Origin of the sequence: Nonomuraea africana (assembly GCF_014873535.1) — a bacterium.
Lineage (GTDB): Bacteria > Actinomycetota > Actinomycetes > Streptosporangiales > Streptosporangiaceae > Nonomuraea > Nonomuraea africana.
On record NZ_JADBEF010000002.1, the window covers coordinates 106229 to 121363 of the forward strand.

17 protein-coding genes are annotated in these 15135 nt (G+C 69.0%); 4 read left to right on the forward strand and 13 right to left on the reverse strand.

Annotated elements, in window-relative coordinates; all coding sequences use genetic code 11:
* From H4W81_RS46400 to H4W81_RS46435, 8 genes are all read right to left on the reverse strand, one after another.
* Positions 1-432, reverse strand: a complete 432-nt coding sequence (locus H4W81_RS46400) for a hypothetical protein (protein WP_192781609.1) — start codon at positions 430-432, stop codon at positions 1-3.
* A gap of 335 nt (positions 433-767) precedes the next feature.
* The gene (locus H4W81_RS46405; protein ID WP_192781610.1) at positions 768-2483 is read right to left on the reverse strand and encodes a hypothetical protein; all 1716 of its coding nucleotides are present in this window, start codon (positions 2481-2483) and stop codon (positions 768-770) included.
* A gap of 169 nt (positions 2484-2652) precedes the next feature.
* Entirely contained in the window at positions 2653-3528 is an 876-nt protein-coding gene (locus H4W81_RS46410) for an ImmA/IrrE family metallo-endopeptidase (protein WP_192781611.1), read from the reverse strand.
* 126 nt (positions 3529-3654) lie between these two features.
* Entirely contained in the window at positions 3655-4089 is a 435-nt protein-coding gene (locus H4W81_RS46415) for a hypothetical protein (protein WP_192781612.1), read from the reverse strand.
* A 122-nt stretch (positions 4090-4211) separates the two neighbouring features.
* Positions 4212-4493: a hypothetical protein gene (locus tag H4W81_RS46420; RefSeq protein ID WP_192781613.1), complete on the reverse strand. Its 282-nt coding sequence runs from the start codon at positions 4491-4493 to the stop codon at positions 4212-4214.
* Positions 4487-5053 (reverse strand): hypothetical protein, encoded by a 567-nt coding sequence (locus H4W81_RS46425; protein WP_192781614.1) that lies wholly within the window; start codon positions 5051-5053, stop codon positions 4487-4489. Before H4W81_RS46425 ends, H4W81_RS46420 begins: the two co-directional genes overlap by 7 nt.
* Positions 5054-5079: 26 nt before the next feature.
* The gene (locus tag H4W81_RS46430) at positions 5080-5769 is read right to left on the reverse strand and encodes a hypothetical protein (RefSeq protein WP_192781615.1); all 690 of its coding nucleotides are present in this window, start codon (positions 5767-5769) and stop codon (positions 5080-5082) included.
* 91 nt (positions 5770-5860) lie between these two features.
* Entirely contained in the window at positions 5861-6394 is a 534-nt protein-coding gene (locus H4W81_RS46435; RefSeq protein WP_192781616.1) for a hypothetical protein, read from the reverse strand.
* A gap of 345 nt (positions 6395-6739) precedes the next feature.
* Here H4W81_RS46435 and H4W81_RS46440 point away from each other — a divergent pair, with 345 nt between their 5' ends.
* Positions 6740-7210 carry a hypothetical protein gene (locus H4W81_RS46440; protein WP_192781617.1) on the forward strand — a complete coding sequence of 157 codons (471 nt, stop codon included), beginning with the start codon at positions 6740-6742 and terminating at the stop codon, positions 7208-7210.
* A gap of 248 nt (positions 7211-7458) precedes the next feature.
* On the forward strand, positions 7459-7605 hold the full coding sequence (locus tag H4W81_RS46445; RefSeq protein ID WP_192781618.1) for a hypothetical protein: 147 nt from the start codon (positions 7459-7461) through the stop codon (positions 7603-7605).
* 142 nt (positions 7606-7747) lie between these two features.
* Here H4W81_RS46445 and H4W81_RS46450 read toward each other — a convergent pair whose 3' ends face one another.
* The 5 genes from H4W81_RS46450 to H4W81_RS46470 all read right to left on the reverse strand — a co-directional run bounded on the left by H4W81_RS46450 (position 7748) and on the right by H4W81_RS46470 (position 13299).
* On the reverse strand, positions 7748-8530 hold the full coding sequence (locus tag H4W81_RS46450) for a hypothetical protein (RefSeq protein WP_192781619.1): 783 nt from the start codon (positions 8528-8530) through the stop codon (positions 7748-7750).
* A 140-nt stretch (positions 8531-8670) separates the two neighbouring features.
* Entirely contained in the window at positions 8671-10653 is a 1983-nt protein-coding gene (locus H4W81_RS46455) for a hypothetical protein (protein ID WP_192781620.1), read from the reverse strand.
* Between the two features lie 232 nt (positions 10654-10885).
* Entirely contained in the window at positions 10886-11377 is a 492-nt protein-coding gene (locus H4W81_RS46460) for a hypothetical protein (RefSeq protein ID WP_192781621.1), read from the reverse strand.
* A 9-nt stretch (positions 11378-11386) separates the two neighbouring features.
* Entirely contained in the window at positions 11387-12286 is a 900-nt protein-coding gene (locus H4W81_RS46465; protein WP_192781622.1) for an aminoglycoside phosphotransferase family protein, read from the reverse strand.
* Positions 12283-13299: an NsdA family TPR-like regulatory protein gene (locus H4W81_RS46470; protein WP_225960931.1), complete on the reverse strand. Its 1017-nt coding sequence runs from the start codon at positions 13297-13299 to the stop codon at positions 12283-12285. The genes H4W81_RS46465 and H4W81_RS46470 overlap by 4 nt, the downstream gene beginning before the upstream one ends.
* Positions 13300-13830: 531 nt before the next feature.
* Between H4W81_RS46470 and H4W81_RS46475 the strand changes: the two genes are divergently transcribed.
* Entirely contained in the window at positions 13831-14211 is a 381-nt protein-coding gene (locus tag H4W81_RS46475; protein WP_192781623.1) for a hypothetical protein, read from the forward strand.
* Between the two features lie 271 nt (positions 14212-14482).
* Positions 14483-15135: thymidylate synthase (locus tag H4W81_RS46480; RefSeq protein ID WP_318782541.1), on the forward strand; the 653-nt coding region annotated here is incomplete at its 3' end.

Here is a 15135-nt window from a genome sequence, read left to right on the forward strand (position 1 = left end):
TCAGCGGAGCCCGTCCAGGCGGCTGGCCTGCATGCGGGCGGCCGGTTCGAGCTGGCGGCGCATCTTGCGCCGCTCCCGCAGCTCGCGGGCGACCTTCTCTTTGGCCTGCCGCATGGCGATCTCCTTGGCGGTGGTGCCGGGTGCAGGCTGGATGCGCCCGGCGCGCTCGCTCTGCTCGCCGCCGACCAGATGGCGGTTGTCTGTGTCGGCCGCGCAGGGCTCCCACACGACCAGATCGAATGGCAGCCAGCACTTCATGCACTTGCGGTCGAGCGCCTCGTAGACGAGGCCGTTCTCCTCGAAGTCCTCGAAGTGCTTCAGGTCGTCGGGGAAGCTGACGAACGGTTTGTCCGCCAACCTCCACATGAGCTCGGGGTCGGCGGGCATCATCCACAACGCGAGGCCCCATACGTGGCCCGGCGGGTAAGGCATATGGCTATCTCTCCCAGCAGTGGGCGCGTCACCCCTCGGCCAGGCGGCGGCGCCGCCGGAGCACCCCCGGGACGGACCGGGACAGGAAAGGGCTCACGGAAGCGGGGCCAGACCAGCTTTCAAGGTTTGTCCGCAGACGGGTCGGGAAGTCGGAGGGCCCCAAATGGGACTAAGGGCCGCGACAAAAGGTAACGATCACTGTCAGCTGCCGTAAAGAGTGATCGGACACCGGGAGTGACGCCCCAGGCGGAACATTGGACCGTAACAATCCCGTATCCGTGGCAACCAGAACCGGCTCCCGTGCGTCCCGATCTTCCTCGCAGCCCGGGGGAGGGTCACACGAGGAGCTGCCAACCCTCTTCGACCGCGGGCTCGTACAGCGCCATCAGCAGCGCCTCACCACGGTCAGGAGAGCCGACACCGCGCTTCTTCATGTCCTTCTTCGACTCCACCACGCTGTGCCCCGTCGAGTTCGTGAACAGTTTCGGCCCCGACAACTGAGCCGCCGCCAGCTCGTCCACCCGGAGCCGCAGCCCCGTCACCCCGTGCTCGTCCGGCCGCAGCATCGTCCGTCCGGCAAGCCACATCTCGTCCCGCTTCCGGAACGGCCGCAGCGTCGCCTCATCCGGCTCTCGACCAGGCGACTCCGACACCATCACGCCGACGATCTGCGCCTGGTGCCGGCCTTCCTCGCCCCACTGCTTCAGCAGCGCCACCAGGCCCCAGCCGATACCGTTCTGGTCGATCTTCACCCGGACCGGGTTGGATGTCCCCAGCCGGCGGCGCAGCGCCTCCGCCCGATCGATGTGCTCGAGCAGGGTCCCGGCCAGTTGGATGTAGTCGGCGTTCTCCGCGCCCGAGCTGGCGTGCTCGACGGTCGCCAGGTCCCCGACGAGGCGGGTGATGACGAACTCGTCGCCGCCGTCGACCGCGACGTCGACGCCGAGCCGCACCCACGCGCCTGGCCGCACCAGCCACTCGTCGTGTTCGTCGGGCAGGCCGAGTCGGTTGAGGGGCAGCATGCTGGCGTCATGCGGCTCGTCCATGTCGACGGCGGCCTGCACCCAGTCGTAGGGGATGACGACGTTGGTGAGCCCCTGCGGGAACTTCGCCTCGATCTTCGCTCTCACGTAGTTGGACTTGGGCCCGTGGACGCGGATCGTCCGCTCGATCCACTTCCGGTCGACCATGTGCTTGGCGGGGGAGTGGCCGCCGCCGGGGCAGGACTGGCACTCGCCGAACCACTCTCCGGTCAGGTTCGGGGTGTCGTAGGCGGAGATGGGGATCGTCTCCACATCCTCGTCCCTGCACAGCTTCTCGAACCACGTGTTCGGCTCGTCGGTCGGAGGGTTGCCGATCGCGATCATCTTCGCGCCGTCACCGACCATGAGACCGGCCAGGTTGTCGCCGATCGTGTGCGCGATGCCGCCCGCCTCCTCCACCACCAGGAGCAGCTGGTTGGCGTGGATGCCTTGGACCGCGGCCTCGTTGTACGGCGCGGCCGCGATGCCGTACGCGACGACGGTGTCCAGGCCGTTGGCGTCGGGCAGCTTGTACTGCGCCATGTCGATCGTGCCGGGCAAGCCCGCCCGCGAGTGCGCGGAGCGGACCTCGCGCCACAACTGGCGGACGACCTGCCGCCACAGCGGCGCAAGACTCACGGTGACCGAGGTGCCGACCGGATGCACGAGGCTGCTCCACAGCACGAGCTGCCCGCACGAGAACGTCTTGGAGCTGCCGAAGCACGAGGGGACGGCGACCTGCTTGTGGCTGATCAGCGCGCTCATGAACTGGCGCGGCACGCTCCACACCGCGCTGCCGAGCACCTGCTCACAGAACCCGACCGGATCGTCTACCCACAGCGCGTACGACGTCCCGGCGACCCGGTAGGCGGCCGCGAACACCTGCCGCGCCTCGGCGTCGGTCAGCTCCTCAAGCAGAAGCCGCCGCTCGACGGGCGGGAGCTCCATCAGCTCGGTGAACATGGTGGCGGCGAGCTGGGAGCGCTGGTCGCCTGGCGAGGCGATCGCGCTCGGGGTCACCAGCGCCACGGCGACCCGTCCGGGATGTGTGCCGCTCCGGCGGCTGACAACTCGACACCCTTGCCCATGGCGGGCACCGGGAGGCGAGAGCAGTCACGCAAGCTGGGCCAGACGATCACGGCCGGACACGATGAAGCCCTGGCCGACTAACGTCCAACCAGGGCTTCGAGAACCTGGACTAGCTGCGAGGCGCGTACCCGTACTGGGTGCCCCACTCGTCTGCTGAGGCGGGCTCGTAGAAGATGCGCCGGCCAAAGTTCGTCGACACAGGATCCGTCCCCTTGGCCTTGGCTGTGCGCAGCCGCTCCTTGACCGCCTCGTACGGCACACCCCACCGCTCGGCCAGGTCCTTGGCCGCCAGCCAGTGGAAGCGGTGCTGCACCCACCAGGCCGCGAACTCCTCCTCGTCGACGAGCAGCACCCGGCTGGCCGCAGTCGAGGTGCGCGGCACTCCGAGACTGTTCTCCCGCGCGTACTCCATCCGGTCCAGGACGCGCTTGTGGCTGACGCCCAACCGCTCGGCCATGACCGCAACCGGCACCATGCCCGCGGACTCCGACGTGTTGTTGCCGGCGCCAGGCTCGGTGAAGCCCCACTCCTCCGCGTGCTTGAGATCCTTGCCCACCATGACCTTGCCGAGCTCGGTCAGCTCGCCGACGTCGACGTTGGTCAGCTTCTCGCCGTCGACCGTGGCCTGGGAGAGCGCGAGGACGCCGCGGACGCGGTCCTCTCGGGCCTGCTGCTCCTCGACGCCGATGGCGGCGATGTCGGCGACCGCCTTCTCAATGACCTTGACGGCGTGCTCGGGTGACCACTGGGGCAGCGTGCTAGGGATGGACGCGTCGGTCAGCATGGCCTGCCACGCGTCGCGGCCGATGGCTGCCAGTCTCATTGTCGGCTGGATCTTGCGGTCGTGCCGCATGACGAGGACGAGCGCGCCGAGATTCCTCAGTTGGACGGCTTTGGCGTGCTTCCTGCGGGCATCCTTGACGATCTTGTGGGCGGCTTTGGTCTGCTCGACGGTCTTGCGGATCTCTCTGCTCAAGGTCTTCACTGCGGGTCCTTATGGGTTCCTGGGGCTTGTATCCTCCCGCGCAAATGATCGGGCGGTGCACGCACTCCCGCGCGTACACCGCCGATTGTAGGGGATGTTTATTCGCTTGTGAACTCTGCGACTCGGTCAGGTGCGGGGCCGCGGCATGACCGGGGTAGACGCCGGAACGTCGCTGAGGTCGTAGATGTAGAGGACGAGCCTTCCCTTCGGGTGGACTTCGCCCAGCTCGGGATAAGGGCCTTCCAGGTACTTGGAGTTGTCGTCGGGGAGGACTCCGGCGTCCACGACGCCGTCGACGACGGCTTTCCACGAGGGCGCCCAGTTGGCGGGGTCGCGGCGCCGGTTGTCGGGCGGCTCGAACACGCCGACCATGCGGGCCCGCTGCATGGCGGGGATCTTGGCTGCTCTGGCCAGCCAGCACGCGGTGTCGCGCAGGTTCTTCTTGAGCGGCCGCTGTGCTCTCCAGTGCGTCCGATCGTTGGCGTTGAGGAGCTTCGTGCCGGCGGGCAATTCGAGGACGTACACGGGCGGCTCGGACGGGCGTTCGGGGTCGGTGGTCATGGTGCTCCCTTGCTGTCGCGGGGTGGGGGTTGGTGGGCTCGCGGGCGGCGGGATGCGGGTTCCCCGGCGCCGCCCGCGAGCCGGTCACAGGGCCGCAGCGGAGGTTTCCATATGGGAAGTTCCTATGTGGCGAGGAGTTCGAGGCCGAGCTGGCCGTCGATGGCGGGGATGGGGTGCGGGCTGGGCTGGTGGAGGTGGGCGCAGCGGCAGCCGCACGAGCCGTCGCAGTGCCTGCCGTCGCGCCCGCACTGGCCGCACATGCCGGTGGCCGCCCACCAGTCCAGGTCTGTGCCGAACTCGACGTGATCGGGGCACGGCTTGTACTCGACGTCGGCTCGGCACAGGTTGCACACCAGCCGCTGGCCGGGCCGCTCGTCGTCGATGATCGCCTGGTATCTCACCACTGGGCGTTCTCGTCGGGGCGGCCGTCGCCGTCGAGGTCGGCGGGCTGGCCTTCGGTGGCGTCGGCGGGCAGGGTGCAGCCGTAGGTGTCGGCGTAGCCGACCGGCCACACGTAGACGGGGTAGAAGCCGGGGAAGCCGTCGTAGTGGCGATAGGTGCCCCGGTGGGTGGGCGGCTTCTGGGTCGGGTAGGTGCGGCTCGGGTCACGCTGGTAGGGGACAGCGGTGCGCGGGACGGCGGGCGGCCGGTAGGTCGGGACGGTGGTCTTCGCGCTGCTCGGCTGCGCGGGCGTGGTGGGCTTGCTGTGAGGGATGGCGGGCCGCGTCGCCGCGGTGATCGGCCGGGCGGGCGGGGCGACCGGCTGGCGCTGCGCGGGCTGCGGCTGGCTACCGATGGAGGTCCTGCCCATCGTGTTGCTGTTGCCGGTGGCGGGCTTGGGCGGCGGGGGGATGGTGGCGGCGCAGGCGGGCGCTTCGCTGCTCGCGCACGCGGTGAGGACGGCGGCGGTCAGCGTGGTCACCAGCACGGTGGCGCGGCCAAGGCCGGTTCGGTAGGCGGGCATGCGGGTCTCCTTCGGGAGTGGGTTGGTCAGGCTGCTGAGCGGCTGGTCTTGCGCCGCTCGTACTGGGAGCGTTGGACGGCCTGCTCGTGGGCGCGGCAGGCGTCGCACGGCGGTTCGCTGAGCTCACGATGCCGCTTGAGCGCGGCCGCGCTCGGGCAAGGGCTTCGCACGCCGGGCGGGCGCATCCGTCTCGGCTCCGCCCGTTCGGCGGGGATGTGCGGTGTCTGGGGAGCGCCGGGGAGCGGGCGGCCTTCCTCGTCCCAGGTGATCCAGGCGAGAAGCTCCTCCTCGGTGCGGTCGATGTCGACCATGGCGGCGAGCAGGTAAGGCAGGTTGTCCTGCTCCACCTGCGGCAGGGTCGCCTTGTAGGCGGCGGCTGCGTCGGGGCCCTGGTCTCGGATCAGGAACGCGAAGTAGGAGGCGACTTTGACCAGGTGCTTGGCGAGACGCTGCCGGTGGTGGGCGTCGGTGAGGTCGAGGTCCAGACCGGGGATGGCCTGCTGTCGCACGGGAGGTCCCTCACGGTCGCGGGGTTCGGGGGTGTCGCTGGCGGCGGCCATGCGCTTCCTGTGGCGGTAGCGCTCGATGAGACGCGCGGAGACGCCGAGCTCGAAGGCGATCTTCTGGGCTGTGACGCCGGGCCGGTCGAGTTGCAGGAACCGCGCGTACCGCTCGACGGCAGGGCGTCGGACGGGCGCGCCGAGGGTGGAGACCACGATCCGGTCATAGTCGGCTCGGCACAGGCCGCGCGAGTGCACGGCTTTCCCGCATCCGGGCTGTGAGCACGTCCCGTGGTCTCCCACGGTGCTACGGCCTTTCGGCCGGGGCGGGGATGGCGAAACGGAAGACGGCTTCGCCGCACGCGCACTCGATGTCGGGCTGGCGAGCGTCGTGTGTCCATCCGCCGTGTTCGCCGTGGCCATGCTGGTCAAGCAGGTCCCAGATGATGGCGGGGTCGAGCGGCACGACGGTGGCGGGGCGGGCGATGGCGGTGGCGGCGTCTGCGATGGCGGCGGCCTGGTTGGCGGTGACGGCGAGGTTGATCTGTCCGATGTCGGCCATGACCTTGCTCAGCATCGAGTGGTAGGTGCGGAGCCGCGCCGCCCTGCGACCGTTCTCGAGTTCGTCGGTGCCGTCGTAGTCGTTCGTGAGGTCGTCGGTGATGGCGATGCAGGCGAGGGCGAGCCCGTGCAGGCGGGTGGCCTCCTTGCTGCCCGCCACTGAGATGGGGATAGCCCAGTCAGCGAGGCGGGGGATCGCGGTCCCGAGGGGGATGGGGAGCAGGTGGACGTCGTCGGAGTGGGTGTCGGGCGCGTCGACGGACGTGTTGGTGGGGGTCACCAGTGGGGCCTTTCTCCTGGGGCGAGGGTTGAGCGTGTGCCGGGGAGGACCGCAACCACTCCGGCACACACGTAGAAGTGTAGGGGATATTTATCGTTTGCGCTACCGGTGAATCGGTCACACAGAAGGGGGCTCTCGTCCACGCCGGGAGACAAGCAGAACCAGTCGCTAACGTCGCATCGGTCAGGTCGGCGCGGCCTCGAACAGGCGTCACAGCCACTAACAGCCAGCGCAATCATGGCCTGAACTGCGTAAACAACATTAGCGGGCTTGCGGCAAATCAAAATAGACAAATATCGTCTAGTCGAACTAGACAAAGATGTGACGGCGGGCTACAGTCCATCCATGACCTCTCGCCACGAACTGATCTTCGACCAGCCGGACATCCCCCAGGACTTCGACGACACCGAGCCTGAGATCGTCGCGACCACCTACCTCGCCACCGCCACGCGCACCGGCAAGTACTGGACCGCGACCGTCCACGGCCTCCCGGACCGCCACAACCTTCAGGTCCAGGGCGCGACCTGGAAAGAGACCAAGAGCAACGTCCTCGACCGCACCGTCGATCTGCTCGGCTCCGACGCCGGCGTCGTGGGCGTTCTCCTCGTCCCCGCCGACACGGAGGAGGCGAGCGCCCTGGAGGCAGTCCGTGACGCACGCGCCGCGCGTCTCCTCGCGGAGCAAGCCGAGCGTGACGCCGTCCGGGCGGCCGCCCAGACCCTTCTCGACCGCGGCTGGTCCACGCGTGATGCGGGTAGCGCGCTGGGCCTGTCCCATCAGCGCATCTCTCAGCTCGCTCCGCGCGTCAACGCGTAAGATCCGAACGTTCCCATTCCTGTCTGGCTGGGACAGCCGCTGCCTCTCGGACTGACCACCCGAACGCACGAGGCGGCGAAGGCGGCCCCTCCGGCTACGTGCCGGAGGGGCCTTCGTTATGCCCTTTGACCTGGCCCGCCGATTCGGTGGTCCATCTCCATTGCCAACCGAGTAAATATCCCCTACACTTTTAAGTGTCGGGTTGGTCGCCCGACAGGCCCAACAGCCCAGACAGGAAAAGGGAGAACATGCCGAACAAGAAGACGAAGAAGAGCGAGTGCCAGGTCTGCGCCGCCCCGATCAACGCTCCGGTCGGCTCGAAGGTCACGCACAATGACCCGAGCACGGGCAAGCGGTGCGCGGGTAGCAGCGTCAGCACCGGTCACGCCTTCTAAGCTCGAAGGAAGTGCCTCCCGTCCCTCGGGGTGGGAGGCACTTTCCCGCCCTTGGGGAGGAATAGAACGCTCAGTAGCGCCAGGGTGTGCAGGAAACTGCACACCCGTTTGCGTCTGGCAGCGGCTATGGGAGCGGCGCAGCTCAGCGGCGCTCGAAGGGATTGAATCCCCAAGGATCCTGGTGCGGCTCGCCGCGTTCGCGTAGCTCGATCTGGTAGGCCCGCCAGATGTCGTCCTCCGTTAGCGAAACCTGATTGCTGCGCCACCGCGCCCCGGATCGGGCCCGTTCGCGGTACCTGCGGTTGAAGGCGGCATACGACAGACCAGGTTCAGCCAGGCGGCGGCGCCGCTCAGCGCGCCGGTCGTCGATGATGGCGGCCTGGTCCAGGTCGGCCGCCGCGCGGGCACGGGCTAGCTCGTCGATGTCGTAGGCGATCCGGCGCAGCACCGCAGCCACCCGAGCCAGGTCCACCCCGACGTGGTAGGCGTCCTCATCATCGGCCGGACGCAGGTTCACCACTGGGGGGAATCCGTCGCCGGCGAGCCGGTCGACCCATTCGGCGCACTCCAGCACCCAGCGCACCTCATCGACCAGGCGCTCGGCGATGCCGTCGCGGCCGTCCAGCTCCTCATCATCGCTACCAGCGGGATCCTCCGGAGCTGGCCACCCGGCCTGACGCAGCTGCGCCAGCGCCGCCTCTAGCTCTGGCAACGGCGCGGCCGCCGTGGCGATCTGCTGGATGCGCGAGGGCGAACGCCCCGCCTCAGCCGCCACCGTCCGCACCGGCAGGCCCTCGACACGGGCCGAGGCAATGGCCCACTCGTGCTCGATCTCGGCCTGGCGCAACCGCCACGCCGCAAGGCGCACCCGGCGCCGCAGTCGTCGCTCCCGCCGTACCTTCGCCCGTAGCTCGTCTCGATCCACGCTAAGGATCATGTCACCGGCCGCCATACGGTGTGCAGGAAACTGCACACGCTGGCGCCACTGATCGTTCCGCTCCTCCCCGAAGACCGGACTCGGCCCGTTTCAGCCGTATTCGCCAGAGTGGCACCCGTTCCGCGTGGCTATGGGGGACCGTGCGGCTCATGTTCGACCCACGCTGGCGGTCCGAGCGCAGCCAGCACTTCCTCAGGAATCGAGTAATCCTCAGTGTCGAATTCGGGCTCAAGCGCCTCGACGATCTTGAGGAACGCCTTGTACTCCTTCCGCTGCTTCCGGTACTTCTTCACGATTTCGGCGACCAGCTCGGGGACGCCGAGTTGGTCGGCCACCACGAGCGGGTCGACCGGGCCGCGCACCCAGCCCTGTGGGGTGCGCTCGGCCATGCCGAACTCGCCGAGGATCTTCAGCCCCTTGTCGGTCGTGGTGTCGGACAAGCTGCACAGGTAGGGCAGATCCACCGTGCGGATCGGCTCCGTCCCCAGCTGCTCGTAGACGAACGCGGCCGCAGGCCCAAGCACCCGGAACACTGGGTGGATACCGCCCAATCGGCCCGCCTGCCAGCGCCGCCAGGCGGCCGCCTCGGCGTACGCGGCCGGAACGATCAGCCGGTAGACGTCGGCCCGCTCGCCGCGGTGCTCGGCCACCCAGTCGATGAAGGGGTCGGCCTCTTGCCGCAGCAGCTTCAGCGTCTTGGCCACCGTCGACTCGTCGAGGCAGGCCAGCAGGGCTAGGTGCCGCACCCCGAACGCGATCGTCGTGCTCCTCGAGAGCTGGGCCGCCTTCAGCATGGCTAGGAGGACCCGCCTGATGGTGCAGGCCTTCTTCCCCTTCCACCTGCCCAGCCGGACCGCCACCACCAGCGCTGAGTACCAGGCGCGGGTTTTCTGCAACTCCCCGATACCCTCGTCGTCAGTGGTCGGAGGTCTCACTTCGACAGGCACCCCTTCAACCTCTAGATGCCTAACCCCCCTGTGTGTTCTCTCCCTTGTGTGGACCTCGCGGCCAGACTCCCGTTCAGCGATCCAGAGATGCGCGTTCTTCCAGTCCGCCCGTAGCGCCTTCAGTCGCTCGGCGTTGTCCTTGTACCGGTCGTAGAAGGCGACGAAGGCGGGCCAGTCCCCGGCGCGCATCCGCGCGGCGACGTCGGCCAGGCGCCACCCGCACGCGAGCGCGCCGGCCACGACCGCCTGCCGGGCTTCGGAGGGGCTGCCGTACTGGCGGGCGTCGTACCGGCCCGTGCAGGCGATGAGCTCTAGGCGCGGAGACAGGCGGGGCAGCGGCCCGTCCGCGCGCGGGTGCCACACCTCGCCCTGCTCGTCTTTCGCCCACTCGGCGGCGCGCGGACCGGGCTCCTTCGCCGACTGGGTGCGGTTGCCTTGGGTGAGCTTCCAACCGGGCAGTTCCGCGGCCTCGAGTTCAGGCTGCAGCGCATCCACCAGGCCGGACCAGACCTCTGGCCCGTTGGGGTGGTCCACGACCCACAGGGCGGTGTCGAGATCGTCGGCGAGCTGCTGGTAGCCGCCGCGGCGGTGCCATGCGCCGGGTGGACGGATCAGGCCTTCGTGGCAGTTTTGGACCGGGCTGGGGTCGAAGGTGACGTATCGGCGGGCGAGCGCTTCGCCGAGGCGGCGCGTCTCCCCGTAGGACACCTTCTTCTGCCACAGGACGTAGACGTGGCGGCCGCCGTTCGGGGACACGTCGGAGAAGCACTCGCCGCCGAGGGAGCAGACGAGGGCGGCGAAGTCGGCGGCCTCCGCCTCGACCAGCGCGGCTGGATCCGGGGCACCGGCCGCGACCGCCTTGCCGGTGTCGAAGTCGGCGGGCAGCAGGTTCGTCATGCCGTGGTGGTAGACGAACACGGCGGCGACGTGCGCGGGTAGGCGCGTGGTCAGATCGCGCTCGTCGCGCCGCCAGTAGTTGCGGCCGTCCTTGGCTACCCGCACGCGGTCGCCAGCTCCGAGGCGGGGCGCGAACAGCGCCCACAGGCGGGCAGCGGTCAGCGTGTCCTGTCCGGAATGGCTCTCCCCGTGCCGGGGTAGGGGTATGAAGTTGTTCGTGGCGGCAATGCCGGTTTCACCCTCGTTCGACACGCCGAACGGGGGCATGACTGGCAGAGCCGGGGCCGCATCGATTACTGTGGCTCCTAGCTTCTGGGACCGGCTCCAGGCATGCGAAAGCCCGCCGGGAACCGGTTGCCTCTCCGAAGGTCCTCACGCACTCGCTTTGGCCGGTGAATAGCGCGAGGGCCTTCGTCGTTTCTGCAGATAGTCCGCCAGGTGTTACTCGGCGGAGAGTCTCCTCTCGACTTCCTTCATGAGCGTGATCAGTACGCGCTCATCAGGCGCTTATTAGGTCAAGGTCAAGCTGCTCCAACGGCTCCTGCTCGACATACGTCGAGGCCGCACGGTCAGCCTCCACGAGGATCTCCAGGTACCTCCAGATCGGCACCTGGCGGGCGCGGGCACCCTTCTTGGCAGCTGCACGCACCTCCGGCTTGACCCGGCCGGACAGCATGACCTCGTCGCCCTTCGGGACGCGGGCACGCCTAGGCGCCGGACCAGCCGGTGGCCGCTTGGTCAGCGGGTCAGCCTCGACCAACTGCTCCAGGTAGAGCGAGATGGAGACGCCCTTTGCCGCCGCGCCTGCCCAGGCGAGTTCGTGAATCTCCGGGCTGACACGGCCCCCGAGCGAGCCGTAGACGCCGCCCGAGTCCGGGCGACGGGTACGTCCAGCGATAGCAGCCATGCGGAGCATCATGGCGTATCGATGTTTGCATACGCCACCACCGGCTTCCGGCGTGTCGCACTTCGTTGCCAAGTTGTTGATCAAGTCGCGCGTTTAGGGGACAGCTGTCCACGTCCACGGGCGCGCGCCCCGCTGCCCGCGCAGGCATGCCAGCCGGTGTTCGACCTCTGGGTGCCGGACGGGGTTCTCGCCTGCTACCTGGGCGGCCATGCACGCCATGCGGAACTCGCGGATGTCGCGCAGGATTTCGAACCCGTCCCACTGGGTGACGTCGTGGCCGTAGGAGCCGACGAACTGCCGGTAGTCTTCCTCGGTAATCCCGGCCAGGGTGAACGCCTTGACCGCTGTGGAGACCAGGTCCCACTCGGGCGGGCCGACCGAGCAGCGTTCCAGGTCGAGCAGGACCACGCGGCCGTCGTCGGTGGCCACCACGTTCCCGATCCACGCGTCGCCGTGCACGACGCTTTCCGGGAGACCTCCGGGCAGACTTGCCCAGCGCGCGCGCAGGCCCGCCAGGTGCTTCCGCATCCACGCGCGGTCCGGCTCCGTCAAGGTGGCCGCCCTGTCGATCCGCTCAGCCAACCGTACGAATGGGTCCAGGCGGCCGACGTCGAACGTGGTCGGCGGGGGGAGGTCGTGCAGGAGGCGGAGCGCGGCGGCGACTTCCAGCGCGGTGCCATGTCGGTGCGGGGGCAGCTCTCGCCACCATGTCACCGCGCGGCCGTCGATTTCGGCGGGCTGCTCAACGCCGGGGAGGGCCTGGACCGCGGGCACCTTGTGGGATTCGAGCCAGCGAGCGACGCGCACCTCGCGGGCCGCGGCCGCCACCTGCCCGGCCCTGGAGACACGGGCGATGATCCCTCCGGGGAGCCGGTAGAGGGCGTTCTCGCCGAATCTGATCAGCTCGGCGCCGCGCAAGTCGATGCCTGCCTGCTGACATGCGGCCCGCAGGATGGACTTGGTCGCGGTCTCTGCTTCGCGCGCGAGGGTCATGCCTGGATCGCCGTTCGGATCTGGTGACGGAGCTCGGCCACGGGGGTGCGCCCGTCGTGGGGTTGAGCAAGACGATGCAACTCTCGCATGTCGTCTTGGGCGCGGCAGGAGCGGACCTTGCCCGCATCACCGATGGCGCGCATACCGATGACCGCCGCCTCGTCCGGATCGCCCGTGGCCATGGTGAGGGAGGCGAGCTTAATGCCGCTGATCGCGCGGGACCGCACGTAGGGGGCGACGTGCCCCTCGACCGCCGTGCCGAGCCGCTGCGAGGCGGCGGCCGCGAACCGGTCGCTCTGCTTCAGCGCCAGATCGAACATGGCGTGCCCGGTGTCGCCGGCGTGCTGGGCGGCATCGTAGTAACGCATCCACGGCCTTTCGTCGGCCGGGCGGATGCGCGTGAACTGCTCGTCGGCCTTGCCCACGGACTCGAGTGTGCCCTCGACCATGCCGAGCTTGGCCATCGCGCGGGCGCGGGCGGTGTACAGCATGGCGCGTTCGGCGGGGGTGAGCCGGTCGGCGCGCACCAGGGCGAGTTCGACCAGCGTCAGCCCGTCGTCGGCGTCGCCGCACCAGATTGCTTGGCGGGCCATGAGGGAGAGCACCTTGGCTCTCAGGTGCCAGTCGCCGGCTTCTTCGGCGCACGACAGGGCGAGCCGGAACATTCGGCGGGCGTCGTCGTGGGCGTAGGCGTCGAAGGCCATGGCGGCGGCTGAGTGGCCGAGCCAGCCCACCGCGACGTACAGCTCGTCGTGCAGGGCCCGCGGGCAGGTGGAGTGCTGCAGGAGGCTCACCGAGTAGCGCAGTTGGGCGTTGACCGCGTCGCGGACGAGGCCGCCGCCGTAGGTGTGGTCCCACGCCGAGAACACTCCGGCGATCGTGCGCAGCTCCAGGATGTCGGCTGCCTGTACGGCCTTGGGCACTTCGGCGGGCTGCGCGAACTGGGCCAGGTCCGCGAGCGTGATGGAGACGGCCGCCCCCAGAGCGGTGCGGAAGAATCCCTTGCGGTTCACGTCCCCCACCCCCTCCACCGCAAGCGCAGTACTCGATCTTCGTGCACGCCGGAACCCTAGGTCCGCGTCTGTTTCCGCGCCCAAGATCGCCCGAAGCGCCTCCCGGTAGTCCGCCTGGGGCCAGCGCACCAGACCACGCTCCAGCTTGCCGAGGTAGTTGGCCGTCAGGCAGGTCACCCGCTGGTGATGCGTGTAGATCCAGGCGTTGACCAGATCAGCGAGATCTTGCCGACTGGCGCTCTCGCCGGGCGTGGTGGGGGAGGTAAGGCGTTCTCGTGCGCGCCGTAGCGCATCGTTGCGATCAGGCACGGGGGCACTCCTCTCCGAGGGTGGCACGCACCGGAATCGTCGCATAGGGCAGACGGGAAGGCCCGCCAATCTGCCCCCGATCTGCCCCTTGACTACCCCGCCATGTGGCGTTCCTCACAGCCGCCTGGCGGCTCAAGGTGAAGGGCACGGCCGCAGCGAGCACAAGCCCAGCGGCTCGGCCAGTCCCGTTCGACCCGCGGCTACCGGGAGGAGACCAGCACCATGGAGCCGGACGAAGATCGCGCGGCGCGAGCGCAAGCGATGCTCGTGCAGCAGCAGAGCGGCGGCTGGTGGCTGGTGCTGTGGGCCCCTTACCGGCGACGCTTCGATGGCTACTATCTGGGCTCCTCAGAGCGCGGCGTGTTCGTCGAGGGGCGCACCGCGCAGGAGATGGGCACCCTCCTGATGCAAGCCCAGCTCGATCTCTGGCGGGCCTCGTTGATCCCCACTCAAGCGCGGCTGCCCACACCCCAGCGGCCCGCCGGCGAGGTTCGCCAGACCCCGATCTCCGACCCTGGGAGCTCCTCCCGTCTGCGCGAACACCAGGGGACGCCAGAGCGGCGCTCCCAGGGGCGGGGGCACCATCGAAGGCAGCCCTCATGAACTCGATCATGCAGTGGGCCCTGGGGCGTCCCTGGCCATACCGCTCCGAGCCTTTCCCCCGCGTTGCTCTTGACGCGGCCCCGCCGCAAGAGGCGGCGGCTGGCGAGACAGAGCAGCCACCCGCATCTGAAGATCAGCGGTGATCGAGGCAGGCGGCGGAGAGCTGCTGAGCCCGCGCGCTGTCTCGGCACCACGTCATCCCACCTTCCCTGAGCTGCACACCCTCCGATCGTGTCGTCGCCCCGACGACCTGCAGAAGGGAGAAGCACCAGTGACAACGATCTCCGGCGAGACGATCGCCGAGCTATTCACCGACGCCGTCGCCAGAGTCCAACAGGGCGAGCCGGTCAGCCCGCGCGCCATGCCCACTCGCGAGGTGCTGGACGTTCGGCTCCTGATCGAGCAGCCTCGCGCCCGGTTGCTGCCCGCTCAGCCTGCCCGCGTGCTCAACCCCGCGTTCGCGGTCGCCGAATGTGTGTGGATCCTGTCAGGAACCAACGCCCCGTGGATCTACGACTACAACGCCCAACTCCGCCAGTACGCCGAAGACGACGGCATCCTGCGCGGAGCGTACGGGCCCCGCATGCGCCTCTGGGACGGCCACGTCGATCAGCTCGCCCAGGTCCGGGCCACGCTGCTGGACGACCCCGAGACCCGCCGCGCCGTCATCCAGCTGTACGACCCTGCTCGGGACGCCGGAGGCCATCGGGACGTGCCGTGCACTCTCGGCTATCGCTTCCATCTACGGCAGGGCCGCCTGCACATGGTGACCACGATGCGCAGCAACGACCTGTGGACGGGCTTCCCCTACGACGCCTTCTCCGCCACCGTCCTACAGGAGCTGATGGCGGGCTGGGTAGGCGCCGACCTCGGCGAGTACCACCACCACGTGGACTCGCTCCACCTGTACGAGCAGGATCTGAA